This is a genomic window from Sphingomonas sp. HMP9 (assembly GCF_013374115.1).
Taxonomy (GTDB): Bacteria; Pseudomonadota; Alphaproteobacteria; order Sphingomonadales; family Sphingomonadaceae; genus Sphingomonas.
Genome location: NZ_AP022673.1, coordinates 3242501 through 3268414, shown reverse-complemented (window position 1 = coordinate 3268414; position 25914 = coordinate 3242501). Strand labels below are relative to the sequence as shown.

At 63.9% G+C, this 25914-nt stretch carries 25 protein-coding genes, 1 tRNA gene, 2 rRNA genes, 2 pseudogenes and 1 other annotated feature (1 of these 31 running past the window's edge); of the genes and pseudogenes, 17 read left to right on the top strand and 13 right to left on the bottom strand.

The features are described 5' to 3' along the window. The first annotated feature begins 25 nt into the window (after positions 1-25). Complete coding sequence (gene rlmN, locus HMP09_RS14770; protein WP_176500988.1) at positions 26-1231, top strand: 23S rRNA (adenine(2503)-C(2))-methyltransferase RlmN; 1206 nt, start codon at positions 26-28, stop codon at positions 1229-1231. Beyond that, a complete protein-coding gene (locus tag HMP09_RS14765) occupies positions 1224-1982 on the top strand; it encodes a sulfite exporter TauE/SafE family protein (RefSeq protein ID WP_176500987.1) in 759 nt (252 codons plus the stop codon). Before rlmN ends, HMP09_RS14765 begins: the two co-directional genes overlap by 8 nt. Here the strand turns inward: HMP09_RS14765 and HMP09_RS14760 are convergent. Both HMP09_RS14760 and HMP09_RS14755 read right to left on the bottom strand, forming a co-directional pair. Continuing rightward, positions 1973-3517: an ABC transporter permease/substrate-binding protein gene (locus HMP09_RS14760; protein WP_176500986.1), complete on the bottom strand. Its 1545-nt coding sequence runs from the start codon at positions 3515-3517 to the stop codon at positions 1973-1975. The genes HMP09_RS14765 and HMP09_RS14760 overlap by 10 nt on opposite strands. Then, positions 3514-4287, bottom strand: coding sequence for an ATP-binding cassette domain-containing protein (locus HMP09_RS14755; protein WP_176500985.1), 774 nt, complete (start codon positions 4285-4287; stop codon positions 3514-3516). Before HMP09_RS14755 ends, HMP09_RS14760 begins: the two co-directional genes overlap by 4 nt. A gap of 48 nt (positions 4288-4335) precedes the next feature. Here HMP09_RS14755 and HMP09_RS14750 point away from each other — a divergent pair, with 48 nt between their 5' ends. Beyond that, complete coding sequence (locus HMP09_RS14750; RefSeq protein WP_176500984.1) at positions 4336-5127, top strand: SDR family oxidoreductase; 792 nt, start codon at positions 4336-4338, stop codon at positions 5125-5127. Between the two features lie 142 nt (positions 5128-5269). Here the strand turns inward: HMP09_RS14750 and HMP09_RS14745 are convergent, their stop codons facing one another. Further along, positions 5270-5566, bottom strand: coding sequence for a 4a-hydroxytetrahydrobiopterin dehydratase (locus HMP09_RS14745; protein WP_055881974.1), 297 nt, complete (start codon positions 5564-5566; stop codon positions 5270-5272). A gap of 48 nt (positions 5567-5614) precedes the next feature. Here HMP09_RS14745 and HMP09_RS14740 point away from each other — a divergent pair, with 48 nt between their 5' ends. Genes HMP09_RS14740 through HMP09_RS14720 form a run of 5 tightly spaced genes read left to right on the top strand, consistent with a single transcriptional unit; the run spans position 5615 to position 8743 of the window. Next, positions 5615-6037 (top strand): metallopeptidase family protein, encoded by a 423-nt coding sequence (locus HMP09_RS14740; protein WP_232090344.1) that lies wholly within the window; start codon positions 5615-5617, stop codon positions 6035-6037. After that, a complete protein-coding gene (ccmA, locus tag HMP09_RS14735; RefSeq protein WP_176500982.1) occupies positions 6034-6606 on the top strand; it encodes a heme ABC exporter ATP-binding protein CcmA in 573 nt (190 codons plus the stop codon). Before HMP09_RS14740 ends, ccmA begins: the two co-directional genes overlap by 4 nt. Next, entirely contained in the window at positions 6603-7244 is a 642-nt protein-coding gene (locus tag HMP09_RS14730; RefSeq protein ID WP_176500981.1) for a heme exporter protein CcmB, read from the top strand. The genes ccmA and HMP09_RS14730 overlap by 4 nt, the downstream gene beginning before the upstream one ends. A gap of 4 nt (positions 7245-7248) precedes the next feature. Next, the gene (locus HMP09_RS14725) at positions 7249-8355 is read left to right on the top strand and encodes an oxidoreductase (protein WP_176500980.1); all 1107 of its coding nucleotides are present in this window, start codon (positions 7249-7251) and stop codon (positions 8353-8355) included. 40 nt (positions 8356-8395) lie between these two features. Then, on the top strand, positions 8396-8743 hold the full coding sequence (locus HMP09_RS14720) for a hypothetical protein (protein WP_176500979.1): 348 nt from the start codon (positions 8396-8398) through the stop codon (positions 8741-8743). 256 nt (positions 8744-8999) lie between these two features. Here HMP09_RS14720 and HMP09_RS14715 read toward each other — a convergent pair whose 3' ends face one another. After that, the gene (locus tag HMP09_RS14715) at positions 9000-9425 is read right to left on the bottom strand and encodes an organic hydroperoxide resistance protein (protein WP_176500978.1); all 426 of its coding nucleotides are present in this window, start codon (positions 9423-9425) and stop codon (positions 9000-9002) included. 116 nt (positions 9426-9541) lie between these two features. Between HMP09_RS14715 and HMP09_RS14710 the strand changes: the two genes are divergently transcribed. The 4 genes from HMP09_RS14710 to HMP09_RS14695 all read left to right on the top strand — a co-directional run bounded on the left by HMP09_RS14710 (position 9542) and on the right by HMP09_RS14695 (position 13023). Continuing rightward, the gene (locus HMP09_RS14710) at positions 9542-9991 is read left to right on the top strand and encodes a MarR family winged helix-turn-helix transcriptional regulator (protein ID WP_176500977.1); all 450 of its coding nucleotides are present in this window, start codon (positions 9542-9544) and stop codon (positions 9989-9991) included. Between the two features lie 227 nt (positions 9992-10218). Continuing rightward, entirely contained in the window at positions 10219-11826 is a 1608-nt protein-coding gene (locus HMP09_RS14705) for a sensor histidine kinase (protein ID WP_176500976.1), read from the top strand. Continuing rightward, a complete protein-coding gene (locus tag HMP09_RS14700) occupies positions 11823-12407 on the top strand; it encodes a response regulator transcription factor (protein WP_176500975.1) in 585 nt (194 codons plus the stop codon). The genes HMP09_RS14705 and HMP09_RS14700 overlap by 4 nt, the downstream gene beginning before the upstream one ends. A gap of 139 nt (positions 12408-12546) precedes the next feature. After that, a complete protein-coding gene (locus HMP09_RS14695) occupies positions 12547-13023 on the top strand; it encodes a PilZ domain-containing protein (RefSeq protein WP_176500974.1) in 477 nt (158 codons plus the stop codon). A 171-nt stretch (positions 13024-13194) separates the two neighbouring features. On the opposite strand, the gene HMP09_RS14690 is transcribed toward HMP09_RS14695, so the two are convergent. Continuing rightward, positions 13195-14076 carry a 3-hydroxyacyl-CoA dehydrogenase NAD-binding domain-containing protein gene (locus tag HMP09_RS14690; RefSeq protein WP_176500973.1) on the bottom strand — a complete coding sequence of 294 codons (882 nt, stop codon included), beginning with the start codon at positions 14074-14076 and terminating at the stop codon, positions 13195-13197. 457 nt (positions 14077-14533) lie between these two features. Further along, the gene (locus HMP09_RS14685) at positions 14534-15058 is read right to left on the bottom strand and encodes an integrase core domain-containing protein (RefSeq protein ID WP_443026420.1); all 525 of its coding nucleotides are present in this window, start codon (positions 15056-15058) and stop codon (positions 14534-14536) included. 57 nt (positions 15059-15115) lie between these two features. Between HMP09_RS14685 and HMP09_RS14680 the strand changes: the two genes are divergently transcribed. Next, a protein-coding gene (locus HMP09_RS14680; protein WP_176499007.1) for an IS3 family transposase occupies positions 15116-16266 on the top strand; the annotation gives its coding sequence in 2 pieces (ribosomal slippage) (positions 15116-15380 and positions 15380-16266; 1152 coding nt in all). Positions 16267-16680: 414 nt separating this feature from the next. Here HMP09_RS14680 and HMP09_RS14675 read toward each other — a convergent pair. Beyond that, positions 16681-16956, bottom strand: coding sequence for a hypothetical protein (locus tag HMP09_RS14675; protein WP_176500972.1), 276 nt, complete (start codon positions 16954-16956; stop codon positions 16681-16683). 716 nt (positions 16957-17672) lie between these two features. On the opposite strand from HMP09_RS14675, the gene HMP09_RS14670 reads away from it, so the two are divergent. After that, positions 17673-18554, top strand: a complete 882-nt coding sequence (locus HMP09_RS14670) for an AraC family transcriptional regulator (RefSeq protein ID WP_176500971.1) — start codon at positions 17673-17675, stop codon at positions 18552-18554. Between the two features lie 122 nt (positions 18555-18676). Here the strand turns inward: HMP09_RS14670 and HMP09_RS14665 are convergent, their stop codons facing one another. Further along, positions 18677-19303 (bottom strand): TetR/AcrR family transcriptional regulator, encoded by a 627-nt coding sequence (locus HMP09_RS14665; RefSeq protein ID WP_176500970.1) that lies wholly within the window; start codon positions 19301-19303, stop codon positions 18677-18679. Positions 19304-19380: 77 nt separating this feature from the next. On the opposite strand from HMP09_RS14665, the gene HMP09_RS14660 reads away from it, so the two are divergent. Next, complete coding sequence (locus tag HMP09_RS14660) at positions 19381-19743, top strand: darcynin family protein (protein WP_176500969.1); 363 nt, start codon at positions 19381-19383, stop codon at positions 19741-19743. A gap of 244 nt (positions 19744-19987) precedes the next feature. Here HMP09_RS14660 and HMP09_RS14655 read toward each other — a convergent pair. Next, a pseudogene (locus HMP09_RS14655) lies at positions 19988-20506 on the bottom strand (IS3 family transposase); the annotation flags it as partial. Positions 20507-20559: 53 nt separating this feature from the next. Here HMP09_RS14655 and HMP09_RS14650 point away from each other — a divergent pair. Beyond that, positions 20560-21710, top strand: a protein-coding gene (locus tag HMP09_RS14650) for an IS3 family transposase (RefSeq protein WP_176499007.1) whose coding sequence is annotated in 2 segments (ribosomal slippage) — positions 20560-20824 and positions 20824-21710 — 1152 coding nt in all. Because the reading frame shifts where the segments join, the coding sequence is not laid out codon by codon here. A gap of 33 nt (positions 21711-21743) precedes the next feature. Here the strand turns inward: HMP09_RS14650 and HMP09_RS14645 are convergent. Further along, a pseudogene (locus HMP09_RS14645) lies at positions 21744-22456 on the bottom strand (IS3 family transposase); the annotation flags it as partial. Next, positions 22059-22175, bottom strand: a sequence feature (AL1L pseudoknot). Its footprint overlaps the pseudogene before it by 117 nt. 53 nt (positions 22457-22509) lie before the next feature. On the opposite strand from HMP09_RS14645, the gene HMP09_RS14640 reads away from it, so the two are divergent. Further along, positions 22510-23280 carry a zinc ribbon domain-containing protein gene (locus HMP09_RS14640; RefSeq protein WP_176500968.1) on the top strand — a complete coding sequence of 257 codons (771 nt, stop codon included), beginning with the start codon at positions 22510-22512 and terminating at the stop codon, positions 23278-23280. Positions 23281-23306: 26 nt separating this feature from the next. Here the strand turns inward: HMP09_RS14640 and HMP09_RS14635 are convergent. The 3 genes from HMP09_RS14635 to HMP09_RS14625 all read right to left on the bottom strand — a co-directional run. After that, a tRNA-Met gene (locus HMP09_RS14635) sits at positions 23307-23383 on the bottom strand. 85 nt (positions 23384-23468) lie between these two features. Further along, positions 23469-23583, bottom strand: a 5S ribosomal RNA gene (rrf, locus tag HMP09_RS14630). A gap of 256 nt (positions 23584-23839) precedes the next feature. Next, positions 23840-25914 (bottom strand): 23S ribosomal RNA (locus HMP09_RS14625) (it continues 722 nt past the right edge of the window).

The window sequence follows — 25914 nt, the reverse complement described above, 5'->3', positions numbered from 1 at the left end:
GGAAATTTCCGCTATGCGCCCGGCCATGCAGACCGCCGCGAACCTCATGCCCATCCCCGGGCACATCGATCCCGTGCCCGTTCCCCGCAGCTTCGTGCCGCGCAGCGATGGGCGTATCGACCTGCTCGGGCTGTCGCTCGCCGATCTGCGCATGGCGCTGGAGACGTCGCAGCTCGAGGAAAAACAGGCCAAGCTGCGCGCGAAGCAGCTGTGGCACTGGATCTACAATCGCGGCGCGACCGAGTTTTCGGCCATGACCGATATCTCGAAGACGATGCACCCGTGGCTCGAACAGCGCTTCGTGATCAGCCGCCCCAACGTGGTCGAGGCGCAGGTGTCGACCGACGGGACGCGCAAGTGGCTGCTGCGCAGTGACGACGCGCAGGATTATGAGATGGTGTTCATCCCCGACGCGGATCGCGGCACCTTGTGCGTGTCGAGCCAGGTCGGGTGCACGCTCAACTGCACCTTCTGCCACACCGGCACGATGCGGCTGGTGCGCAACCTGACGCCCGCCGAGATCGTCGGCCAGGTGATGCTCGCGCGTGATTCGCTGGGCGAATGGCCGAGCCAGCCCGAGGGGCGGATGCTCACCAACATCGTGATGATGGGGATGGGCGAGCCGCTGTATAATTTCGAGAATGTCCGCGATGCGCTCAAGCTGGTGATGGACGGTGCGGGCCTCGCGCTGTCGCGGCGCCGGATCACGCTGTCGACCAGCGGCGTCGTGCCGATGATGGCGCGCGCGGGCGCGGAGATCGGCGTGAACCTCGCAGTGTCGCTCCACGCGGTGACCAAGGAGGTGCGCGACGAGATCGTCCCGCTCAACCGGAAATACGGCATCGAGGAGCTGCTGCAGGCCTGCGCCGACTACCCGGGCACCAACAATGCCCGGCGCATCACGTTCGAATATGTGATGCTGAAGGACAAGAACGACTCTGACGACGACGCGCGCGAGCTTGTGCGGTTGCTGCGCAAGTATGAGCTGCCGGCGAAGGTGAACCTCATTCCGTTCAACCCGTGGCCGGGCGCGCAATACGAGTGTTCGACGCCCGAGCGGATCAAGTCGTTCTCGAGCATCGTGTTCGGCGCGGGCATTTCGGCGCCGGTGCGGACGCCGCGCGGTCGCGATATCGATGCGGCGTGCGGACAACTGAAGACCGCGTCGGAGAAGAAGAGCCGCGCGCAGCTCGATCGCGAAGCCGCTGCCGAGTCCGACGCTTTTGCTTGAGTGGGGTGCGGTCGCACTGGCGGCAGGAGCAGGCGTTCTCGGCGGGGCGATGAATGCGTTGGCGGGCGGGGGCAGCTTCGCGACGATGCCGACGCTGATCGGGCTCGGCCTGCCCTCCCCGATCGCCAACGCGACCAGCAACGTCTCGCTACAGCCGGGCGCGATGGCGAGCGCGTGGGCGTATCGACACGGGCTTCAGCCGATCTCCGGCGTCAGCATGAAGACGATGGCGGCGATCACCTTCGTCGGCGGGCTGGTGGGCAGCCTGTTGCTGGTCGCCACGTCGGCGCGCGCGTTCGACCTGATCGTGCCGTGGCTGTTGCTGTTCGCGACGCTGGCGATCGCGTTCGGCACGCGCGCATCGCTCTGGCTCAGGTCGCGGGTCGAGATCGGGCCAAAGTCGCTGGTCGCGGTGCAGGCGTTGCTTGGGATTTACGGCGGCTATTTCGGTGGCGGCGTCGGGCTGATGCTGACCGCCGCGTGGGGGCTGCTGTCCGGCGCGACGCCGGCGACGCTCGCGCCGCCGCGGACGCTGATGCTGGCGGTCGCGAACCTTGCCGCGACGATCATCTTCATCGCGACCGGGATGGTGGTGTGGGCGCTGTGCGTGCCGATGCTGATCGGCGGCATCGTCGGCGGGCATTTCGGCGCGAAACTGGGGTTGCTGCTGTCGCCGCAGGTGATCCGCGTCTGGACGCTGCTGGTGACGATCGCGACGACGATCGTGTTCTTCTACCGCGCCTATTCCTGAAGCCCGGTCTTCGCGGCGAGCCATTTCGCCGCAGCCTCGGGCGTCTCCTTGTCGGCATCGCGATCGACCCGGTAGTTCGCGGCGCGCATCGCCTCGACCGGGATGCGGCCGACCATAGGCTTCAGCGCGGCAAGGAATTGCGCGTCCCCTGCCCGCTTCGGCGCCACCATCAGGATCGCGTCGTAGCCGGGGATCGCGTGCCGCGGGTCGGTCAGCACGGTCAGGCCGTCCGCCGCGATCCGGCCATCGGACGAGAAGGCGGAGATGACGTCGACATTGCCGCTCTCCAATGCGCGGTACATGAAGGTCGGGCTGTACGGCGTGGTCTTGGCAAAGCGGAGCGGATAGGCGCGCTTCACTGCGGCCCATTCGGGACGTTCGAGAAATTCGAGATCGCTGCCGAGCGTCATGCCGGGTGCGACCTTCACCAGATCGTCCAGGCTGGCGATGCGCTTCGCCTTGGCGGCGTCGCCCTTCATCGCGAAGGCATAGGCGTTTTCGAATCCGAGCGAGCCGATCAGCCCGACGTGATGCTCGCGCCGCGCCCACTCGCCGATCGCAGCGACCATCGCCGGGCGTTCGGGGACGTCGTTGCGCTTCATCTCGTTCGCCCAGATCGTCCCGGCGTAATCGACATAGACGTCGATATCGCCGCCGGAGAGCGCGCCGAACACCACCGCCGAGCCGAGACCATCGCGATATTCGACGGTGTAGCCGGCATGTTCGAGCCGATCGCCGATCAGCCGCGCGAGGATATATTGCTCGGAGAAGTTCTTCGCGCCGACCACGATAATGCGGTCCGCGTCACCCCTGGGCCAGAGCGGGGCGGTCGCCGCCGCGGTGCCCACGAACAGCACCACCGCGCTCGCGATCCACAGCCAGCGCCGCCGCGCGCGGATGCCGTATTCGATTGCCCCGATAAGCGCGTCGACCGCCAGCGCGAGCGCGGCCGCCGACACGCAGCCGGCGAGGACCAGCGCCCAGTTCTGCGTCTGCAATCCGGCGAAGATCATGTCGCCCAGGCTCGGCTGGCCGACCGTGGTCGAGAGCGTCGCGGCGCCGATCGTCCAGACCGCCGCGGTACGGATGCCGGCGATCAGCACGGGCGCGACCAGTGGCGCCTCGACCAGACGCAGTTTCTGCGCGGGCGTCATGCCGACCGCGTCCGCCGCCTGGATCACCGCGGGGTCGATGCCGTGCAGCCCCGCCACTGCATTCCGCAGGATCGGCAGCAGCGCGTAGAGCGTCAGCGCGATCAGCGACGGGAGGAAGCCGAGCGCGGGGATGCCGCCGCCGACCAGCGCGGACAGGCTGAGCAACAGCGGGTAGAACAGCGCCAGCAAGGCGAGGCTCGGGATCGTCTGGACGAGGCTCGCGAAGCCGAGCGACACCCGCGCCACGGTCGCGTTGCGCGCCGACCAGATGCCCAGCGGCAGGCTGATCGCGATGCCGAGCAGCAACGCCGCCGCGGAGAGCAGGACGTGGTTGGCAAGCAACGGCGGCACGCGGCCAAGCGCATCGAGGAAGGCGCTCATGCGACCAGCGCCTGCAAGCGTTCGGCCTGCGCGCGCGGCACCTGGACCAGCGCCTGCGCGTCGTCGCCCCCCTTGCCGGCGACGAGGTCGGCGGGCGTGGCGTCGGCGACGATCCGTCCCGCCTTCATCACCAGCACGCGGTCGGCGAGCAGCAGCGCCTCCGCCATGTCGTGCGTGACGAGGATGGTGGTCAACCCGAGCCGGTCGTGCAGTTCGCGGATCCGCGTGCCGAGCGCATCGCGCGTGACCGGGTCGAGCGCGCCGAACGCCTCGTCGAGCAACAGCAGTTTCGCGCCGGGTGCGAGCGCGCGGGCGATCCCGACGCGCTGGCGCTGCCCCCCCGAGAGTGCGTCGGGCATGCGGCCGGCGATATCGCGGGGAAGGTCGACGAGGTCGAGCAGTTCGCCCACTTTCGCCTCCTCGCGGCGGCCGGCGATGCGCAGCCCGATCGCGATGTTCTCCGCGATCGTCATGTGCGGGAACAGGCCGATATTCTGAAAGACGTAGCCGATCCGGCGGCGCAGTTCGGGCGCGGGCTCGGCGGCGACGTCCGAACCGTCGATCGTCACGCGGCCTTCGCTCGGCTCGACCAGACGGTTGAGCGTCTTGAGCAGCGTCGACTTGCCCGATCCGGACGTGCCGACGAGCGCGACGAAACTGCCGCGCGCGATCTCCAGCGAAACCGCGTCGACGGCGATCGTCGTCCCCTCGGCGCTGGCATATCGCTTGGTGACGCGTTCGAAAGCGAGCGCTGGGGAATTGTCTGGCATCTGCGCGCAGGATGCGGGAAACATACCGGAAAATCAAATGGAGAGGGTATGAGCCAGCAGGGCATTTTCATCACCGGCGGCGGATCGGGGATCGGCCGCGCCACCGCGATAGTGTTCGCGCGGAAGGGTTGGCGGGTCGGGCTCGCCGACGTCAACGTCGCGGGGCTTGCCGAAACCGCCGCGCTACTGCCCGCGGGCATGGCCACCACCTATCAGATGGATGTGCGCGACCGCGATGCGTGGGTGGCGTCGCTCGATGCGTTCGTCGCGACCACCGGCGGGCGGCTCGACGTGCTGTTCAACAATGCCGGGATCGGGTCGGGCGGACCGCTCGCGGAGACCGACTTCGCCGAGATCGACCGGGTGATCGCGATCAACCTGGTCGGTGTGCTGAACGGGGCGCGGATCGGTCATGCCTATCTGAAGCGGACGCCGGGATCGTGCCTGCTCAACACCGCATCGGCCTCGGCGATCTACGGCTCGGCGGGGCTCGCGCCCTATTCCGCGACCAAGTTCGGGGTGCGCGCGATCACCGAGGCGCTCGACGGCGAATGGGCGGCGGACGGCATCAAGGTGCGCGCGATCGTGCCGAGCTTCATCGACACGCCGCTGCTCGATTCCGCGGCGGGCAACTCCAACCACTCGATCCGCGAGACGGTGACGGGTGCGGGGCTCGAACTGACCGGCGTGGACAAGGTCGCGGAGGCGGCCTGGGATGCGGTGCACGGCGACAAGGTGCACACCTTTGTGGGGAAGACCGCGCACCGCATGGCGTTCGCCGCGCGGTGGATGCCGGGTGCGCTGCGCAAGCGGATGCGGCGGGATATGCGGAAGCGCTGACCCGCTTCGATCCTCCCCCGCAAGGGGGAGGTGGATCGCGCAGCGAGACGAAGGGGGAGGCACGCAAGACGCTCGGTTCCGTGTCCTCCCCCTCCGTCACCTTCGGTGACACCTCCCCCTGGCGGGGGAGGATCGATAGAGCTCAGGCGTCGCCGACGATCGCGTCGATCGCTTCGGCCATCTCGATGTCGCGGGGGCTGAGGCCCCCCGCGTCGTGCGTGGTCAGCAGGATTTCCACGCGGTTCCAGACGTTCTTCCACTCCGGGTGGTGGTTCGCGCGCTCGGCGATCAGCGCGACCTGCGTCATGAAGCCGAATGCCTCGACGAAATCGGCAAACACGATCGTCCGCGTGATCGCGTCGCGCGCATCGTCGTAATCCCACTCGTCGAGCCCATCGAGCGCCTCGGCCCGCTCGGTATCGTTCAGCGCTTCGATCATCGGGCTCTCCCTTGCCGCAACAGTTCGCCGACGCGTATGGCTGGCGGCATGAGCGGGCAAGCGACAATATCCGGGGAAGCCCCCGACGCCGATGCGATCGAGGGGATCGCGCGAGCGACGATCGCCCGGCTGCCGCAGCAGTTCGCGGAGCATCTCGGCGACATCGTCTTCGCGGTCGAGGAGTTTGCCGACGACGAAACGCTGGCCGCGCTGGGCATCGAACATCCGCTGGACCTGTCGGGCGTGTATCACGGCCGCCCGCTCGGCGAGAAATCGTCGATGGACTCCGGCGGCATGCCCGACCGCATCATGCTGTACCGCCGCGCGATCCTGGAGGAATGGATCGAAACCGGGGTGCGCCTCGACGATCTCGTCGCGCATGTGACGATCCACGAGATCGGCCATCATTTCGGCCTGAGCGACGACGACATGCACGCGCTGGAAGAGTCCGCCGACGATCAGGCCATATGAGCCTTCGCGTTCGCGACGTCGCGTGCGTGCGAGGCGGGCGGATGCTGTTCTCGAGCGTGTCGTTCGACTTGGGCCCCGGCGATGCGGCGATCGTCACCGGGCCCAACGGCGTCGGCAAGTCGAGCCTGATCCGCATCGCCGCCGGTTTGCTCGCGCCGTTCGAAGGCGGCGTGACGTGCGATGCGGCGAAGGCGCTGCTGACCGAAGCCAGCGCACTCGACGCAGACCGCACGCTGATTGCGGCGCTCCGGTTCTGGGCCGCGCTGGACGATGCGCCCGCCCCCGATACCCGGATCGCGCAAGCGTTGTCCGCCCTCGACCTGGACGCGCTCGCGGACATTCCGGTCCGCCTGCTGTCCACCGGGCAACGCCGCCGCGCGTCGATCGCGCGCGTTGCCGCCAGCGGCGCGCCGGTCTGGCTGCTCGACGAACCCGCCAACGGGCTCGACACGGTTTCGATCGCGCGACTGGAAACGCTGATCGCACGGCATCGCGCCACCGGCGGCCTTGCGCTGGTCGCCACGCACCTACCGCTGGCGATCCCGGGCGCGCAGGAGATCGCGTTGTGATCGCGCTCATCCGCCGCGATCTGCGCCGCAGCGTATCGAGTGGCGGCGCGACTCTGGTGGTCGCGTTCTTCCTGCTGGTCGCGACGTTGTTCCCGTTCGCGATCGGCCCCGACGGCGCGTTGCTCGCGCGGATCGGCGGGGGCGTGATCTGGACGGCAGCTTTGCTCGCAGCGCTGTTGCCGGTGGAGCGGCTGATCGGACCCGACCTCGAAGCCGGCATCTTCGACCAGTTCGCGGTGCGCGGCCTGTCGATGACGTCGGTGACGATGGCGAAGACGATCGCGCACTGGTTGAGCTTCGGCCCGCCGCTGATGCTCGCCGCGGTGATCGCCGCCGGCCTGCTCGACCTGTCCGCAGACACATTGCTCCGCGTCGAGATCGGCCTGTTGCTCGGCACGCCCGGCCTCGCCGCGCTTGCGGTCGCGACCAGCGCGCTGGTCGCGGGGGTGCGCGGCGGCGGAGCGGTGACGGGCCTCGTGATGCTCCCGCTCGCGGTCCCGTTGCTGATCTTCGGTGCGGGATCGCTCGACCCGGCCGGTGGCGCGGGTGCGGTCAAGCTGCTCGCCGCGGTCAGCCTCGTGCTCGTCGCGGGCGCACCGTTCCTCGCCGCCGCGGCGATCCGCGCGGGCATGGACTGAGGCGATGACCGGCATCGACGGGCAAGCGGACGCCGTGCGCGTGGGGCTGATCGGGTACGGATTTTCGGGCAGGACCTTCCATGCCCCGCTGATCCGTTCGGTCGCAGGGCTCGAACTCCGCGCAGTGTCGTCGCGCGATGCCGGCAAGGTTCATGCGGATTTTCCGGGCATGACGGTCCACGCCGATCCGCGTGCGCTGATCACCGCAGCGGACATCGACCTGGTCGTAATCGCCACGCCGAACGCGACGCACGCACCGCTCGCGCGGGCAGCGATCGCGGCGGGGAAGCCTGTCGTCATCGACAAGCCGTTCACGCTCGACCTTGATGAAGCGCGCGACCTGCTGGCGCTGGCGAATCGTCACGGCCGCCTGCTCTCGGTCTTCCACAACCGGCGCTGGGACAGCGATTTCCGCACCGTGCGCGCTGCGATCGATGCTGGTCTCGTCGGCACCGTCACGCAGTTCGACTCGCATTTCGATAGGTTCAGGCCGGACGTCCGCGATCGCTGGCGCGAGCGGTCGGGGCCGGGCAGCGGCGTGTGGTACGATCTCGGCCCGCATCTGGTCGATCAGGCCTTGCTCCTGTTCGGTCTGCCGGAGGGCGTGCAGGCCTCGATCGCGACGCAGCGGCCGGGCGCGATGACGGACGATTGGGCGCATGTCGTCCTGTCCTACGGCCAGCGCCGCGTGATCCTCCAGGCAAGCATGCTGGTCGCGGGCGGCGTCGACCGGTTCACCGTGCACGGTACCGCGGGCAGCATGACGAAGCGGTGCGCCGACCGGCAGGAGGCGCAACTCCTCGCCGGGATGCGGCCGGGGGACGCAGGCTGGGGCGAGGATCCCGATCCGCTCGTGATCCATGACGGCAACGGGCACCGCGAGCAGCCTGCCATCCCCGGCGATCAACGCCAGTATTACCGCGGCATCGCGGCGGCGCTTCGGGAATCGGCAAAGAACCCGGTCGAACCTATCGCAGCGCTGGCGGTGATGGCGGTCGTCGAGGCCGCGATCCTGTCCGCCAAGACGGGCGCGACGGTGCCGTTGGCGCTGACCGACCCGGAGCGGAACGCTGCGGTCCGCGCGCTATCGTCTGCGACTGTACAAATCTGAACGATCGGTCGGCGCGGCGCACGGGTAACAACCGTGTCGCTTGCGAAGCACGGCCGGTCGGTTGCCGATCCGGATCTTCTCCGTTCAATTTATAGCGCTCGAATCGCGTCAGGCCGCGCAGAACTCGATCGCGCAGGCGCAGATCAACGACAATGCCGAGCCGCCACAGTCGTCGAGCTGGCCGAACCGCCCGCTGCTGTTCCTGTTGTCGCTCATTGCCGGGTTCGGCGTTGGCATCGCGGTCATCGTGACGCAGGACATGCTGGTGACCGGCATGCGCAGTATCGACGAGGTCGAAAGCGAACTCGGCGTGCCGTTGATCGCCGCGATTCCGAATATCCGGCAGGACCATCCTGCCGATATCGTGGTCGACAAGCCGACGTCGTAATATGCCGAGGCGCTACGTAACGCCCGTGCATCGCGGTCGGATCCTATTATTATCATTCGAAGCAATATTCGGAATATTACCAGGAAGCGTGATCGGATCCGGTCGATGGTGCCGCAGCATCGTCGACCGCACACCACGGTATCGGATCGGTCTGGAAGACAGCGACTATTCCGACCGCTCCTGCCGATGGCGAGCAGCCAGTGCAGTGAAATACACCAGCGGGCCGCGCCTATCGCGCCGCCCGCTGGTCATGACGTCAGGCGAGAGTCAGGCCGACGTCGACGTTACCGCGGGTCGCGTTGGAATAGGGGCAGATCTGGTGAGCTGCATCGACCAGACGCTGTGCCTCGGCTCGCTCGATCCCCGGGAGCGACACGGTCAGATCCGTGGTGATACCGAAACCGCCGGCCGAGCGCGGGCCGATACCGACCTTTGCCGTCACCGCGACGTCGTCGGGCAGCTTCATCTTCAATTGCTGACACGCCACCTTGAGCGCGCCGATGAAGCAGGCGGAATAGCCCGCGGCGAACAGCTGCTCGGGGTTGCTGCCGTCGCCGCCAGCACCGCCCAGTTCCTTCGGCGTCGAGAGCGCGACGTCGAGGCGACCGTCCTGCGACCGTGCATGGCCATCACGGCCGCCGGTTGCGGTGGCTTCGGTGGTGTATTTGACATCGACGGACATGTTGAAATCTCCAAATTGCTTATCGCGATAACTATCTAAGTGTGCATGATAGGCAAGTCCAGTAACATTTGCCGCGATAACCAATTATCTGTAGAGGACGCCTGAAGGAGCTTGCCGTGTCCAACCCCTTACCCCTCGACGACCAGCTCTGCTTTTCGCTCTATGCGGCGACGATCGCGATCAATCGCGCCTACAAGCCGGTGCTCGACAAGCTCGGCATCACCTATCCTCAGTTTCTCGTCCTCCAGACGCTGAACGAAGCGGAGGATGGCTGCTCGATCGGTGCGATCGCCGAACGGCTCGCGCTCGAACCGAGCACGATCACCCCCTTGGCGAAACGGCTCGAGGCTGCGGGGCTGGTGACTCGCATCCGCAACCCCGCCGACGAACGACAGGTGCGGGTGCGGCTGACCGAGACCGGACGGGCGCGGTGGACGGAGACCGGGTGCCTGGGGCCGCTGATCGTCGAGCGTTCGGGCATGACGCCCGATCGGCTCGCGGCGTTGAATGCGGAAGTGGCGGCACTCCGGCGTGCGCTGGCCGGCGATCGGCCGGTGACGAAGTAGCACGGCGGTTTACTTCCGAGGCATCAACTGCTTCCCTTCGAAGAAGCGTTGCTTGCGGAGGCGCAGCGCTTTGGCAAAAGACCACTGCCTTGACCTGCAGCCCAAGAGCGACGTTCGGCAAGCGAGACCGCCACCGAGCCGCAGCGCCAGGTCAATCCTTCCCCAGGATCGCATTCCGGGATTCGCCCGGATACCCCAGGACACGGCGATCTGGCAGGGAGACCGCAATGACCACGCTCGCCCAGCCCTTTGCGGCGTCCCGCTTCCCGTCTTCCGCCACCGTCGCCCTCCCCAAAGTCGCGGACCTTCCCTGGTTGCTCGGCTACGCGGTCGCCTTCTGGGCGGCGCATCACATCGCCGCAGGCTGGGGTGGGCGCGGCTTCTATTCGCTGCTCTATCCCGCGGCCGGCCTGCGCATCGCGCTGCTGTGGCGACGCGGGCCCCGGCTGATCCTTGCGATCGTGGCAACCGAGACGGTCGTGCAGTTCGCAACCGGCGTGATCGATTTCGAGTCCGCGGGATGGGGAACTGAGCTTCTGGGCGTGATACGGCCGCCGCTTGTCTACGGGCTCGTCGTGCTGATGGTCCGGACGATGGCGGACCGCGCGCAGACGAGCATGAGCGTGGCTCCGATGCCGCTCGGCCTTGCCGCGGTCGGTGCGCCGGCCGCCGCCGCGTTGGCCGCGCTGCCCTGGTCGTTGCTGCGTCCCGACCTTACCGGCGTTTTCGGCCTGCGCGAGACAGTGACGTCCTTGACCGGGTTCGTGGTCGGCGACCTGCTCGGCGTCCTGTTGCTTGCGCCGCCTCTGCTCTGGGTCGCGGACCTCGCGGCGGGAAGCGCGTTGCGGCCAAAATGGCCTAGCGCAGCGTCGGTTGCGGAAGCCGTGCTGATTCTCGCATCGTCGTTCGCGATCGAGATCCTGCTCGCGAGGATCGGCCTGGGGACGCCGCATACGCCCGTGCTGCTCGCGGTCGCATGGATCGGGTTGCGGTTCGGACGACTGGCGAGCTGGCTGGCGATCGTCGTCGTGGCGGCGATGGTCCTGCCGCAGACCGCCATGCCGATGGACATGGGCGAACGCCTCGCGCTGCACATGAGCCTCGCCTCGATCATGGTCGTCGGATATCTGGCGGGCAGTTTCGCGGATGCGCAGGCGAGGGTTCGGGTCGATCTCGAACGCCGCGATCGCCTGCTGTTCCAGGCCGAGCGGCTGAAGACGTTGCGCGCGATGTCGGTGGCGGTCATCCACGAGATCAGCCAGCCGCTCTCGACGCTGGCGATCGAGGCGAAGCATCTGCACGAACTGACCGTCTCCGCCGATGTCGAGATCGCCACCACTGCGGCGCTGATCGATCGCAAGGCCGCCGCCTTGTCGACGCTGGTCCGCCGGTTGCGGCGGTTCGGCGGTCGCACGGTCGACCTGCCCTCGCCCCTGCCGCTCGCGACGTTGATCGATACCGTTGCGGCACTCGCGCAACCCGAGGCGAAGGCGCACGGCGTGACGCTGTCGATCGGCACCGTCGCGCCGGATCTGGTCATCCTCGCGCAGGAGGTCGAACTCGCGCAGGCGATCGTCAACCTGGTGCGCAACGCGGTCCAGGCCTGTGACGACGGCCGCGTGTCGCTCGCGGTGTCCCGGACCGCCGACCGCGTTCACCTTGCCGTCGTCAACGGAAGCAAGCCCCCCCAGCGCGCGCAACCGGGCATGGGCGTCGGTATCCTGGTCGCCCGCGCGATCGTCGAGGCGCATGGCGGCAGCCTGACCCGGACCACCGATGCCGCCGGTGAGACGCGCGCGACCATCTCCCTTCCGCTCGTTGGAGAGCCCGAATGACCGACCCAGCGCACGGTCTGGTCTATGTCGTAGACGACGATCACGATCTCGGCGCCACCGTCGCGCGGCTGCTGCGTCGTCACGGCCATATCGCGGAGCCGTTCCTCGATCCCGCCCCTTTGATCGAAATCTATGAACGCGCGCCGGCGCACTGCATCGTCACCGACGTGATGATGAACGACATTGACGGGTTCGACTTTGCCGATCGCGTGCGGATCCTCGATCCGGCGGTCGCGATCATCTTCATGACCGCCTGGCCGACGACCGCCAACGCGGTGGATTCGGTCCGTCGCTACGGCGGTCTCGACTATCTCGAAAAGCCGATCGACGAGGACCGGTTGCTCGCGTCGATCGCCGAAGGGGTGGCCTGGTCCAAGGCGCAACGCTCCGCGCACGCGCGAACCGCGACGCTGACGCCACGCCAGCGCCAGGTGTTCGACCTGCTCGTGAAGGGCCACAACAACCAGGCGATTGCCGCCGCGCTCGACATCAGTCCCAAGACGGTCGAGGATCACCGTGCCGCGATCGTCGCGAAGACCGGGACCAACGGCATCGCCCAACTGATCGCGCTGGCCCGATAGGCCGGCACGGATGCTGCGCCACGCACGTGGCCGGCAGCACCGGCGTCGTATCCGTATATTTCCCGGATTGGGGCGAACCCGTCGCCGGAATACCAATGTTCGACGAGGATCCATCCAGATCGAATGAGAATATCAGGCTATGAAGGAACTCTCCGTTCCCTGTCGCATGAATGTCGGCGGCAAATGGTCGAGCGGATGCATTCATGAGCTGTCGGACAAGGGTATGCTCGTCTCGAGCAGCGAACCACCCCCGCTCGGTACCTATGTCGAGATCCGCCGCGGGACGCTCATCATCATCGGCCGCGTGGTGTGGAACGGGGGCAGCCGTTTCGGCGTGCGAACGCAGGACCCGATCAGTCTCGCCGCGTTGTTGAGCGAGCCCGTACTCGATCGCCGTCAGAAGACGATCGATCGACGCAGCGCGCCGCGCTCAGACTCGGCCCGGCGCACGGTCGATCGATCCGCCAGCAGCAGGCACCGATCGTCCGCGTTCGAGTTCCTCTGCATCGTCGCGCTCGGCGCAGGTGTCGCAGGCTTCGCCGCCGTATCGAGCTACCATGCCTTGTCCGCGCCGCTTGCCGCCACCGTCGTCTTGCTCGATGGCGCGGCCCAATGACGCGATGACGTGACCTAGTGCAGTGCGCGACGGCGCTGGTCGAACGCGGTCGAGGCTGCTGCGCCGACCGCGTTCGACCTACCGCGCCGCGCCGGTAGGACCGCCTCCGATCCTACTCCGTGCGCGCTGACATCAGAGACGACCCGGACGCTCCAACCGGCGCGCAGGTCATTACCGGGTAGGCACCGGTTCGGCACCCGAATAATCGTAGAAGCCGCGCTTGGTCTTCCGACCGAACCACCCGGCCTCGACATATTTGACGAGCACCGGCGCGGGCCGGAACTTCGGATCGCCCGTCCCCTCGAACAACACGCGCGTGATCTCCAGGCAGGTGTCGAGGCCGATGAAGTCAGCCAGCGTCAGCGGGCCCATCGGATGGTTCAATCCAAGCTGGCACGCGAGGTCGATGTCACGCACGGTCGCCACGCCCTCGCCCAGCGCGAAGCACGCCTCGTTGATCATCGGCATCAGCACGCGATTGACGATGAAGCCCGGCGCGTCGTTCGCATGCACCACCTGCTTGCCGAGCTTTTCCGCAAACGCCTCGACCGCCGCTACGGTGGCGTCCGACGTCGCAAGGCCGCGGATCAGCTCGATCGGCCGCATCACCGGCACTGGGTTGAAGAAGTGCACGCCCATGAACCGCGCCGCATCGGGCGCCGCCTGCGCCAGCCGCGTGATCGGGATCGACGAGGTGTTCGATGCCAGGATCGCGTCCGGCCCCAGTACCTTGCCGACCTCCGCAAAGATCGCGCGCTTCACCGCCTCGCGCTCGGTCGCCGCCTCGACCACGATCGCACAGTCGCCCATCGCCGCGACACTCGCGACCGGCTCGATCAACGCGAGCGCCGCATCGCGCGCTTCGGTTCCGATCTTCTCCTTCTCGACCAGCCGGCCGAGTGCCTTGGCGATACCCGCCTTACCCTGGGCCGCCTGGTCCAGCGACACGTCGGCCAGCAGCACGCGGTACCCTGCCTGCGCCGATACCTGCGCAATGCCTGCGCCCATCTGTCCGGCGCCGATCACGCCGACCGCCTGTTCCGTCACGCTCATGTCTCTCTCCTCGATCTTTGCCTCGTTCCTAGCCGCTTTTCCCCGCGCCGCCAGAGCATTGGCTGGCAACGATGCTGTGCAAGCCGATCTTTTCACCGATGGCGCGAGCGCAACCCTCGCAGCGAGATTGGTCCGTTCGTCGAACACGCAATGATCGACGGCGAAGGCGGTCTTCGAGATGATGGAGGTCGAACATCGGTATTCAGATGTCGCGTAGCGACGCCGGGGCGTAGGCCCGCGATCGGAAATGGCCTGCTCAAGGTTCGATCGAATGCCGGGCGTTTCACCATTGCTGCCGGGTGCGGGTAGGTAAAATCGTTAGTCCAACTGTTTCCCCGTAGGAGCGCGGTTTGACGTGCCCCCCGCCTTTCATCCAGCGGCAACCAGAGACCGACCGTTGTTGTCGCGCAACAGCGCGGGTGGAGCAACGGCCGGGTTTAAGCCCGCCCGTCGCTTTTTAGAGTTCGGCGGCGAAAGCCGCTGGTGTGGCGTAGCCGAGCAAGAAGTGCGGCCGCTCAGTGTTGTAATCATCGACCCAGCGCGCGAGGATCGAGCGCGCCTGGCGGACCGTGCAGAACAGCGTCTCGTTGAGCAGTTCGTCGCGCATGCGACCGTTGAAGCTTTCGACGAACCCGTTCTGCGTAGGCTTGCCTGGTGCGATATAGTGCCACTCGACGCCGGCATCGCCCGACCATGCAAGCACTGCGTTCGAGGTCAGTTCGGTCCCCCCTTCGACTTCGCTCAGGACAGGATTGTCCAGCATTGTGTCCGCCAGCAACCGTTTGAGCCGGGCGTTCTCTTCCTCAAGCGCCCGTAGACGCCTTGCGTCGGACACCTCTAGACCGCCGAACTTGGCCTTCCAGGTGTAATAGGTTGCGCTAGACATCCCGTGCCGGCGACACAGATCCGTCACCACCGCACCTGCCTCGGCTTCCTTCGGGATGCCGATGATCTGCTCTTCAGAAGACTGCTTCCGCTTCATCTGTCTGGACTTGCTTCAGAAAAGTGGAGAGTTTTCCTGAGATGAAAGGTGAACTCGATGACGAAGCAGCGACGATTTACGAAGGAATTCGAGGACGAGGCGGTCCGGCTGGTGGCGACCAGCGGGCGTACGCAGCGTGCGGTGGCGGAGGATCTGGGCGTTGGCCTGTCTACGCTGGTACGCTGGATCGGCCGTCGTCGTGATCGATTGATGGAGATGCCCGGCGAGGCGCCGCAGGCAGATATGGCTGCCGAGTTGAAGCACCTTCGGCGGGAGAACGAGATCCTCCGACAAGAGCGCGACATACTGAAGCGGGCGACCGCTTTTTTCGCCCGGGAGGGAAGTCGATGAGGTTCGCGCTCGTCGATCAGGCGAAGAAGGATTTCCCCGTACACCGCCTTTGCCAAGTGCTCGGCATCAGCCCGAGCGGCTATTTCGCGTGGAAAGATCGACCTGCCAGTCGGCGTCAACGCGACGATATGGTGATGCTGGCGCATGTCCGTTCTGCGTTCGCGCTGTCGAACGGCACCTATGGCAGCCCGCGTATGACACGCGAGTTGCAGGATGATGGCTTCGCCATCGGACGCAGGCGCACGGCGCGACTGATGCGTGAGAACGGCCTACGGGGCCGGCAGAAACGCCGGTTCAAACGAACGACCGACAGCGAGCACAGCTGGCCGATCGCACCGAATATCATCGACCAGGATTTTACTGCAACGGCACCCAACCAGAAGTGGGGCGTGGACATCTCGTATGTCTGGACGCGGGAGGGATGGCTCTATCTGGCCGTGGTCATCGACCTCTTCTCCCGACGTGTGATCGGTTGGGCCGTCGGCGACCGGCTGCACCGTGATCTGGCGCTCGCCGCGCTGCGCAAGGCCCTCGTCATGCGGCGTCCGCCTGAAGGGCTCATCCATCACTCGGACCGCGGCAGTCAATATTGTTCGGTGGATTACCAGGCCGAGCTGCGCCGCCACGGCATCCGTATCTCCATGTCGGGAAAGGGAAATTGCTACGATAATGCGATGGTCGAGACGTTCTTCAAGACGATCAAATCCGAGCTCGTCTGGCGCACCGTCTTCTATACCCGCGACGAAGCCGCACAGGCCATTGCCCGCTATATCGACGGCTTCTACAACCCCGTCCGGCGCCACTCCGCGCTCGACTACATCAGCCCCGCCCAGTTCGAACGAACTGCGTCACGCTGAGCAAATGCCTCTCCACTTTATCGGGGCAAGTTCAGTCCGTCCCTTTCCGAAGTCGGACTTTCGCGCCAACTGGAGGCAAAAACGGGAGTCACGTCACCGCGCGGCGAGCGGCAATAGCGACGACGCACTTGAACGCCGGGTCGATGACAGGTCGTACATAACATGCTGCATTGATGGTCGGGCAGCTCACCGCGGCGTTCCGGTACACCACGCTGACGGCGTGGGCGTTGGAACGCGTGTGTGCGCTGATCAAAGCGGCGTTGCGGCCCATAGAGGCGGGAACCTGAACATCGAGCTGCGCGGTGAGCTTGCGTCCATACTGCAGCCATACGCCAGGCCAGAAACGCGAAAAGCCTCCGCAGGTATTCCCTCGGAGGCGTTGTGCAAGGATGGTTGCGGGGACGCGCAGCCCCTTTAGATTGTTGACCCACTGTCGTTGCTGACGCCATTAGTTAGTTCGGCGTGTACCAGCTGGGAAAGCTGATCGGCTTCAAGCAGGTTCGGGTCATCGCGCTCGACCTGCCGACGCCGTGGAGCCGAGCGGCACCAGCCGACGATTTTGCCGGTCAGATGTTCGCAGCGGTTAACGCCACGATGCTTGGCGTACTCAGCGCGGTCGCACGCAAAGACTCTAAGAATCGGCGCCGTCGGCAAGCTGAACGCACTGCAAAAGCTGAGGCGGTAAGTCATTATAGGAGCCCTCTGACAACAAGACACGCAAGATCGCCATCTCTAGCCGCCTTTGAGATAGTCGAAGTTGGCGAGATATCATGAGTGCGACTGCGTGACGCCGAACGTTGCTCGCCAAGAGTGCTCGCTATTGACGTTTAAAGCAATGACTCATGGGGCAATCCAGGGCGCTTAGCTACGCATCCTGTCGTTCAATCTAACTCTAGACCATCTAGTGAGGCGTTCAATTTTCGCTGCTACCGTTTCTGTTTGAACGGCATTTGTGTACCACATCAGGTAGTCACCCAAGGCGTACCCTGAATTGACGCCGTGAGCGACTTCTCCCCCCTTCAGGTGGGTGACGGAAAACCTCCGAACTTTAGTTTCCGCATAATCGGACAAGGCGACAGGGTTTGTCGCATCGACCACGCATCGGTTGGGGCAGCGCCGGTCGCCTAACCTGCCGCCTGACGACGATCATGTGTTTTGCGTCGCCTAAAGAGCGTGCCAGTCATTCCCGTAACTCCGTCGAGATGACGCCATTTCGGGAAAACGTTTTAGGAACGGTTTTTGTGAAAGCGGCTTGCAGCGAGGGCAGTTCACTCGTCGTGGTTGCCCGCCGTTCCCATGCCGGGTTCGTTTTCGGGAAAGCCCGTGAGCCATGCTAGAACCGCAAGATCGGTCGAGCGCGTCATATCCGGGAGCGCCTAGCTGGCGACGCCACGGAGGACAGGACGATGAAGGCGGCGCTTCCCAACTACCATGCCCGGATGCAGCGGGTATTAGATCACATCGACCGGCATTTGGGCGATGATCTAGACCTGGATGCGATGAGCGGCATCGCGGCCTTTTCGAAATTCCACTTCCACCGGCAGTTCACGGCGACCTTCGGGCTATCCGTGCATCGCTACGTCCAGCTCGCCCGCATGAAGCGTGCATCCTATCGGCTGGCCTACAGGGACGCGCAGAGCATTACCGAAATAGCGATGGACGCCGGTTACGACGCCCCGGATGCCTTTGCCCGCGCCTTCCGGCAACGGGTCGGGCAATCGCCGTCGTCGTTCAGGAAGGCTCCCGATTGGGAGCCGTGGCTAGCGGCCTTCGGGCCTCTCAACACCGCGAGGAGTAAGCTCATGCAGACCACCTACACACCCGACGATGTGACAATCCGCGACGTAGCCCCGACCCCGGTGGCGATCATGGAGCATCGCGGCGATCCGGCGACGATCGGCGCTACCATCCAGCGGTTTATTGCTTGGCGGAAGAGAACCGGCCTGTCGCCGAAGGTTAGCCCGACATTTAACGTCTTTTACTCCGATCCTTGCACGACGCCCCCGGCCGAGTATCGCATGGACCTGTGCGTCGGCACCGATCGGCCGATCGAGGCAAACGGCGAGCGGATCGAGGCAGGCATCATCCCCGGCGGACGCTGCGCGGTGCTGCGCGTCGTCGGCAACACCGAAAATCTGGAGCCGGCCGCCCTGTACCTTTACCGAGATTGGCTACCCGCCACTGGTGAGGAGGCGCGGGATTTTCCGCTCTACTGCCAGCGCGTCGCCTTCTTCCCGGAAGTGCCGGAGCATGAGGCGGTCGCGGAATTGTTCCTGCCACTGAAATAGCTTGGTAGAGGGCGGCGTCGTTCCTTTGCGCTGTCGCAGCGAACAAGTCGCCCCTTTCCCAAAATTCGATCTTAATCGGGAACGCTAAATCAGCGCGCTTTCTTGGGTTTGATGAATAGCGGTCAAGCCTCGACGCTGTCGGGCATCGCCAGATATCCAAGCACGGCGCGACGAACCCGCACTATGAGCGGCGCTTGTCCCTCCTCACCCCGTTCGCCAGCGGCATCGAGCATTCCTCGGATGATCGCCAGAACGTCGCCCGCGGCGGACGGCATGTCGGACTGTTGAGGAAGGTCCGGCCGGCTGAGAATGTCTGCCAAGAGCGTCACAATCTTCGCCCTTACAAGCTGCGTGTCGCCATCGAGCGGTAAGCGCGCTTCCTCGAAATCGAGCAACCGTGCCAACCGAGGGCGACGCACCTGGTGTCGAACAGCGGCTTCGATGACACCATCGAGAGCCCCCCGTCCGGTAGCTACCATGCTTGCAGCCTCGACTTCCTCGACAAGGCGGGATGTTTCGCGGGCGATCAGCGCGCCGAGCAGCGCATCCTTGTCGGGAAAGTACTGGTAGAGCGTGCCGATACTGGCGCCGGCCAGTTCAGCCACCGCGTTCGTAGTGAAACCACCATGCCCCTGCTCCTCTAAAATGCGAGCAGAGGCTTCGATGATCGCGTTCACGGTGTGCTGCGCGCGCGCCTGCCTTGGCTGTTTGCGTGGGCGGGTGCGCTGATCTTGGGGCTGTGCGGTCATGAGAGCCAATGCGAGTAGCTAAGGTGAGCGTATGCTCGCATCTTCCTGAGCGTCAATCAACGAAGCAAGGACGCATCATGGATACCCAACCCACCCAGTTCGAAGCCGCCCTCACAACGTTCTTCATGGTCAAGACCTCGCCGGAATGGCTGAGTTTTACGTTCGAAACCCGATTGGCTCACGCGCGCGAGACCTTCCAGCCCATACTCGATGAGTTTAAGGGACGGGTCCGGCTCAAGTGGTACGACGTTGAGTTCTATACGGCCAAGATCAGCGATATATGGATGATCGAGTCAAAGGATCATCACAGCTACCAGCTCTTTTGCGAGAAGCTACGCGAGACGCCGTTTTGGGATCGCTTCTTTCTCGTTCATGACATATTTCCGGGTGAGCTGAACGCCTGGGCGAAGAACTACGAAGTCGAAGCCCTCCAATCATAGAGAGATAGACGATGTAGGCCATTCCGTTGTGCTACTCCGCTCACGCCGTTCACGCGTAGAGCGGAGCAGCATCCTTATGCTTCTGGCATGACGAAGGATTCCCAAAACACCATCCTTTTGGGAAAGGGGGATTGGCCGAAAACGCCCAATAGCGGACGTAGCACTCGGTGCGACAGACGCTGAAAGCGGTCATCAGGAGGGTGAGTGAATCGCGCCGGGTCTACCGGAGGCGTTGGGTTGTGAGTCACGCCGCCATATCGATGTTGTCCGCGGCAGCATAATATTGATCTTCGGCTTCGGCAGGCGGGATGTTGCCGATGGGCTCCAGCAGCCGGCGATGGTTGAACCAGTCGACCCATTCGAGGGTCGCGTATTCCACCGCTTCGAAGGATCGCCAGGGTCCACGGCGATGGATGACCTCGGCCTTGAAGAGACCGTTGATCGTCTCGGCCAAAGCGTTGTCGTAGCTGTCGCCGACGCTGCCGACCGAGGGCTCGATCCCGGCCTCGGCGAGGCGCTCGGTGTACTTGATGGACACATATTGCGACCCACGGTCGCTATGATGGATAAGGCCGCCCCGATGGGTCGGCCGACGATCGTGAAGCGCCTGTTCCAAGGCATCAAGGACGAAGCTGGCATGAGCCATCCTGCTGGCTCGCCAGCCGACGATCCGCCGAGCATAGGTATCGATAACGAAGGCTACGTAGACGAACCCCGCCCAGGTCGCGACGTAGGTGAAGTCCGAGACCCACAGCATGTTCGGCTGGACTTGCTTCAGAAAAGTGGAGAGTTTTCCTGAGATGAAAGGTGAACTCGATGACGAAGCAGCGACGATTTACGAAGGAATTCGAGGACGAGGCGGTCCGGCTGGTGGCGACCAGCGGGCGTACGCAGCGTGCGGTGGCGGAGGATCTGGGCGTTGGCCTGTCTACGCTGGTACGCTGGATCGGCCGTCGTCGTGATCGATTGATGGAGATGCCCGGCGAGGCGCCGCAGGCAGATATGGCTGCCGAGTTGAAGCACCTTCGGCGGGAGAACGAGATCCTCCGACAAGAGCGCGACATACTGAAGCGGGCGACCGCTTTTTTCGCCCGGGAGGGAAGTCGATGAGGTTCGCGCTCGTCGATCAGGCGAAGAAGGATTTCCCCGTACACCGCCTTTGCCAAGTGCTCGGCATCAGCCCGAGCGGCTATTTCGCGTGGAAAGATCGACCTGCCAGTCGGCGTCAACGCGACGATATGGTGATGCTGGCGCATGTCCGTTCTGCGTTCGCGCTGTCGAACGGCACCTATGGCAGCCCGCGTATGACACGCGAGTTGCAGGATGATGGCTTCGCCATCGGACGCAGGCGCACGGCGCGACTGATGCGTGAGAACGGCCTACGGGGCCGGCAGAAACGCCGGTTCAAACGAACGACCGACAGCGAGCACAGCTGGCCGATCGCACCGAATATCATCGACCAGGATTTTACTGCAACGGCACCCAACCAGAAGTGGGGCGTGGACATCTCGTATGTCTGGACGCGGGAGGGATGGCTCTATCTGGCCGTGGTCATCGACCTCTTCTCCCGACGTGTGATCGGTTGGGCCGTCGGCGACCGGCTGCACCGTGATCTGGCGCTCGCCGCGCTGCGCAAGGCCCTCGTCATGCGGCGTCCGCCTGAAGGGCTCATCCATCACTCGGACCGCGGCAGTCAATATTGTTCGGTGGATTACCAGGCCGAGCTGCGCCGCCACGGCATCCGTATCTCCATGTCGGGAAAGGGAAATTGCTACGATAATGCGATGGTCGAGACGTTCTTCAAGACGATCAAATCCGAGCTCGTCTGGCGCACCGTCTTCTATACCCGCGACGAAGCCGCACAGGCCATTGCCCGCTATATCGACGGCTTCTACAACCCCGTCCGGCGCCACTCCGCGCTCGACTACATCAGCCCCGCCCAGTTCGAACGAACTGCGTCACGCTGAGCAAATGCCTCTCCACTTTATCGGGGCAAGTCCAGGCGCTGGCGCGTAGAACTGGCGGTTGACGTGATCGAGCGGGCACGGCGCCGCCTTGTCGCTGATCGTGGTGCGCACCGGCTTGCCCCGGATCACGCCTGCCAGGCACATCTCGCGCATCAGTCGCGCGACCGTACAGCGGGCGACGGGTACGCCCTCCCGTATCATCTGCCGCCAGACCTTGCGCACGCCGTAGACCGCGAAGTTCTCGGCGAACACGCGCGCGATCTCAGGCTTTAGGACCGCATCCTGCCGCGCCCGCGCCGACAGGCGTGTCGGATCCTATCGCTGCGCGACGCGCTCGTAGTAGGTGGATGGGGCGATCGGCAGGACGCGGCAGATCGGCTCGACCCCATAGGCATCGCGGTGATCGTCAATGAACGCGATCATCGCCGGAACGGGCGGTCGAGCTCCGCCTGCGCAAAATATGCGGACGCCTTGCGCAGAATCTCGTTGGCCTGCCGCAGCTCACGGACCTCGCGCTCGAGCGCCTTCAACTTGTCTGCAACCTCGGTCGGGACACCGGCACGCTTGCCGCTGTTGACCTCAGCCTTCTTCACCCACTCATGCAGCGTCTGCGGAACGCAGCCGCTCTTCTCCGCGATCGACACCACCGCTGCCCATCGCGAGGGATGATCCCGCTCGTGGTCGAAAACCATCCGTACCGCGCGTTCGCGATCTTCCGGCGCAAACTTGTTCGTCGTCTTGCTCATACAGGCTCCACCTTCTCAGGAGTTGGAGCCTCCGGCAAACCCGGCGCGGTTCAGTGCCCAATCTTCGTATCGTCAACGACTCGCAGTGGAGCGCGGTTCAGGCCCAGATCACGCGGCGTCTACGTCCCAGCACAAACGTTCCGGTCGCCCGCCAGAACCGTAAGAAGCACCTCCTGTCGGGCCTTATCATGTGTAGCTGCTGCGGGTCGGCCTACACGATATCCGGCAAGGACTATTACCGTTGTGCCGGCCAGAAGGAGCGCGGCACCTGCTCGAACACGGTGTCGGTCCGCAAGGGGCCACTCGAAACTGCAACCCTCTCGATCCTCCAACACCGGTTGCTAACCGGGGACCACGCCCGGCTATTCGCCGAGGAATTCAAGCGTGAGATGGCGCAACTCATCAGCACGTCGGCGGACCATGACCAATTGGTCATCGACCGCCTTGCCGTGGTCACCCGCGAGATCGACGCGCTGGCTGCGAACATGCTGGCGGCAGTAGCCAGCCCTACCCTGCTGAAGCTCCTTAGCGAACGGGAGACCGAGAAAGCGCGCTTGGAAGGACAGTTGCATACGCCAACCACAGCCGTGCCTTCGGCCAAGGTCCTGCCGCATCCGGCTCTGCTGCAACTGTTCGAAGAGAAGGTCGGCCGCTTGCGCGAAACGCTCGATACCGAGGCGGCCCGCGGCGAATCGGCAGAGATACTGGCGACGCTTATCGAGCGTGACGATCTACCCGGACGGCACGGATGGTCCCGAGGCAGAGGTCCTCGCAAAGGTCGCCGATTTGCTAGCGTTTGCCACAAACGACAACGCCGCCCGTGAGGGCGGCGGTTGTAGTTCTATAGCGGTGGTTGCGGGGACAGGATTTGAACCTGTGACCTTCAGGTTATGAGCCTGACGAGCTACCGGGCTGCTCCACCCCGCGACATTCGCGTTAGCGAAGGGGTATGAGACGTGTGTGAATGGGTTTTGATATTGTGTTGTGCGTTGCATGTCGCACGGGCTTCAATGCCTGGCGACGACCTACTCTTCCATCGCTTGAGCGATAGTACCATTGGCGCAGTCGGGTTTCACGGCCGAGTTCGGAATGGGATCGGGTGGGACACCGACGCTATAGCCACCAGGCAATGAAGCCGGTGCGACATGCGTGACTGTGAATATCTGGGTCCCTCGGGTTTCGCATTACTGCAAAGCCTGAGGGTTTTAAAATCGATACCGTGCATTTTGTAGACCAACTTCTCGGAACACCGAGTGCTGGTGTATTGGTATTTGGACCAATCCCTCGACGGCGAGGGGATTGGCAATCTGGCGTCGTCTTAATCATCCGCACGCATCAGACGCGTTGGGCTAGGCCCAGTGTTGTCATTGATGGTGTGAGACTCTCAAGCGCGAATAGAGCAATTAGTATCGGTTAGCTCCATGCGTTACCGCACTTCTACATCCGATCTATCAACGTCGTGGTCTCCGACGGCTCTATGAAATCTTATCTCGAGGGAGGCTTCCCGCTTAGATGCTTTCAGCGGTTATCCCGTCCATACATAGCTACCCAGCTGCGCTCCTGGCGGAACGACTGGTACACCAGAGGTATGTTCAACCCGGTCCTCTCGTACTAGGGTCAACTCCTCTCAAATTTCGACGCCCACGGCAGATAGGGACCAAACTGTCTCGCGACGTTCTGAACCCAGCTCACGTACCACTTTAATTGGCGAACAGCCAAACCCTTGGGACCTGCTCCAGCCCCAGGATGTGATGAGCCGACATCGAGGTGCCAAACAACCCCGTCGATATGAGCTCTTGGGGGTTATCAGCCTGTTATCCCCGGCGTACCTTTTATCCGTTGAGCGATGGCCCTTCCACGAGGGACCACCGGATCACTATGACCGACTTTCGTCTCTGCTCGACTTGTCAGTCTCGCAGTCAGGCGGGCTTATGCCATTGCACTCTAACAGACGGTTTCCGACCGTCCTGAGCCCACCATTGCGCGCCTCCGTTACTCTTTAGGAGGCGACCGCCCCAGTCAAACTACCCGCCACAGAGGGTCCCTGTTCCGGCTTACGGAACGAGGTTAGACATCAGAAACAAACAGGGTGGTATTTCACCTATGGCTCCACATCAGCTGGCGCCGATGCTTCAAAGCCTCCCACCTATGCTACACAGTTTCTTCCTAATGCCACTCTGAAGCTGCAGTAAAGGTGCACGGGGTCTTTCCGTCTAACCGCGGGTACTCCGCATCTTCACGGAGAATTCAATTTCGCTGAGCATGTCCTGGAGACAGTGGGGAAGTCGTTACGCCATTCGTGCAGGTCGGAACTTACCCGACAAGGAATTTCGCTACCTTAGGACCGTTATAGTTACGGCCGCCGTTTACCTGGGCTTCATTTCAGAGCTTGCACCCCTCCACTTAACCTTCAGGCACCGGGCAGGCGTCAGGCCCTATACGTCGTCTTGAAGCCGACTTAGCAGAGCCCTGTGTTTTTGCTAAACAGTCGCTACCCCCTGGCCTGTGCCCCCTCAAAGTGCTTGCGCATAGTGAGGGCCTCCTTCTTCCGAAGGTACGGAGGCAATTTGCCGAGTTCCTTCAGGACACTTCTCTCAAGCGCCTTGGTATACTCTACCTGACCACCTGTGTCGGTTTCGGGTACGGTCTATACGGTGGGGCTATTTCCTGGAACCATTTCGAAGCCATCCCAATCCGATAAGGGATGACAACACACATGATCCGTCACACACCACCAGGCCCACGAATATTAACGTGGTTCCCATCGACTACCCCCTTCGGGCTCGTCTTAGGGGCCGGCTCACCCTGCGCGGATTAGCCTTGCGCAGGAACCCTTGGTCTTTCGGCGAGAGGGCATCTCACCCTCTTTATCGCTACTCATGTCTGCATTCGCACTTCCGATACCTCCACGACCCATTACCAGATCGCTTCACAGGCTTACGGAACGCTCCGCTACCGCGTACCACATAAGTGGTACACCCTAAGCTTCGGCACGTATCTTGAGCCCCGTTACATCTTCGCCGCAGGACCTCTTGTTTAGACCAGTGAGCTGTTACGCTTTCTTTAAAGGATGGCTGCTTCTAAGCCAACCTCCTGGTTGTTTTGGAAGTCCCACATGCTTTCCCACTTAGATACGATTTGGGGGCCTTAGCTGTAGGTCAGGGCTGTTTCCCTTTTGACGACGGACCTTAGCACCCGCCGTCTGTCTCCCGCATATCACTCTTAGGTATTCGGAGTTTGGTTAGGTTTGGTAGATCTCGCGACCCCCTAGCCCATCCAGTGCTCTACCCCCTAAGGTGTTCGTGCGAGGCACTACCTCAATAGTTTTCGCGGAGAACCAGCTATTTCCCGGCTTGATTGGCCTTTCACCCCTAAACACAACTCATCCGGTAACTTTTCAACGTTAATCGGTTCGGACCTCCAGTGCATGTTACTGCACCTTCATCCTGGTCATGCCT

Bases quoted from the DNA above. Each gene is read 5' to 3' on its own strand.
- HMP09_RS14750 (WP_176500984.1), top strand. From the start codon at position 4,336: ATGAGCCAGCAGGGCATTTTCATCACCGGCGGCGGATCGGGGATCGGC.
- HMP09_RS14745 (WP_055881974.1), bottom strand. From the start codon at position 5,566: ATGATCGAAGCGCTGAACGATACCGAGCGGGCCGAGGCGCTCGATGGG.
- HMP09_RS14740 (WP_232090344.1), top strand. From the start codon at position 5,615: ATGAGCGGGCAAGCGACAATATCCGGGGAAGCCCCCGACGCCGATGCG.
- HMP09_RS14670 (WP_176500971.1), top strand. From the start codon at position 17,673: ATGAAGGCGGCGCTTCCCAACTACCATGCCCGGATGCAGCGGGTATTA.
- HMP09_RS14715 (WP_176500978.1), bottom strand. From the start codon at position 9,425: ATGTCCGTCGATGTCAAATACACCACCGAAGCCACCGCAACCGGCGGC.
- HMP09_RS14690 (WP_176500973.1), bottom strand. From the start codon at position 14,076: ATGAGCGTGACGGAACAGGCGGTCGGCGTGATCGGCGCCGGACAGATG.
- HMP09_RS14660 (WP_176500969.1), top strand. From the start codon at position 19,381: ATGGATACCCAACCCACCCAGTTCGAAGCCGCCCTCACAACGTTCTTC.
- ccmA (WP_176500982.1), top strand. From the start codon at position 6,034: ATGAGCCTTCGCGTTCGCGACGTCGCGTGCGTGCGAGGCGGGCGGATG.
- HMP09_RS14700 (WP_176500975.1), top strand. From the start codon at position 11,823: ATGACCGACCCAGCGCACGGTCTGGTCTATGTCGTAGACGACGATCAC.
- HMP09_RS14705 (WP_176500976.1), top strand. From the start codon at position 10,219: ATGACCACGCTCGCCCAGCCCTTTGCGGCGTCCCGCTTCCCGTCTTCC.
- HMP09_RS14725 (WP_176500980.1), top strand. From the start codon at position 7,249: ATGACCGGCATCGACGGGCAAGCGGACGCCGTGCGCGTGGGGCTGATC.
- HMP09_RS14755 (WP_176500985.1), bottom strand. From the start codon at position 4,287: ATGCCAGACAATTCCCCAGCGCTCGCTTTCGAACGCGTCACCAAGCGA.
- HMP09_RS14685 (WP_443026420.1), bottom strand. From the start codon at position 15,058: ATGAAGCGGAAGCAGTCTTCTGAAGAGCAGATCATCGGCATCCCGAAG.
- HMP09_RS14760 (WP_176500986.1), bottom strand. From the start codon at position 3,517: ATGAGCGCCTTCCTCGATGCGCTTGGCCGCGTGCCGCCGTTGCTTGCC.
- HMP09_RS14695 (WP_176500974.1), top strand. From the start codon at position 12,547: ATGAAGGAACTCTCCGTTCCCTGTCGCATGAATGTCGGCGGCAAATGG.
- HMP09_RS14675 (WP_176500972.1), bottom strand. From the start codon at position 16,956: ATGACTTACCGCCTCAGCTTTTGCAGTGCGTTCAGCTTGCCGACGGCG.
- HMP09_RS14665 (WP_176500970.1), bottom strand. From the start codon at position 19,303: ATGACCGCACAGCCCCAAGATCAGCGCACCCGCCCACGCAAACAGCCA.
- rlmN (WP_176500988.1), top strand. From the start codon at position 26: ATGCAGACCGCCGCGAACCTCATGCCCATCCCCGGGCACATCGATCCC.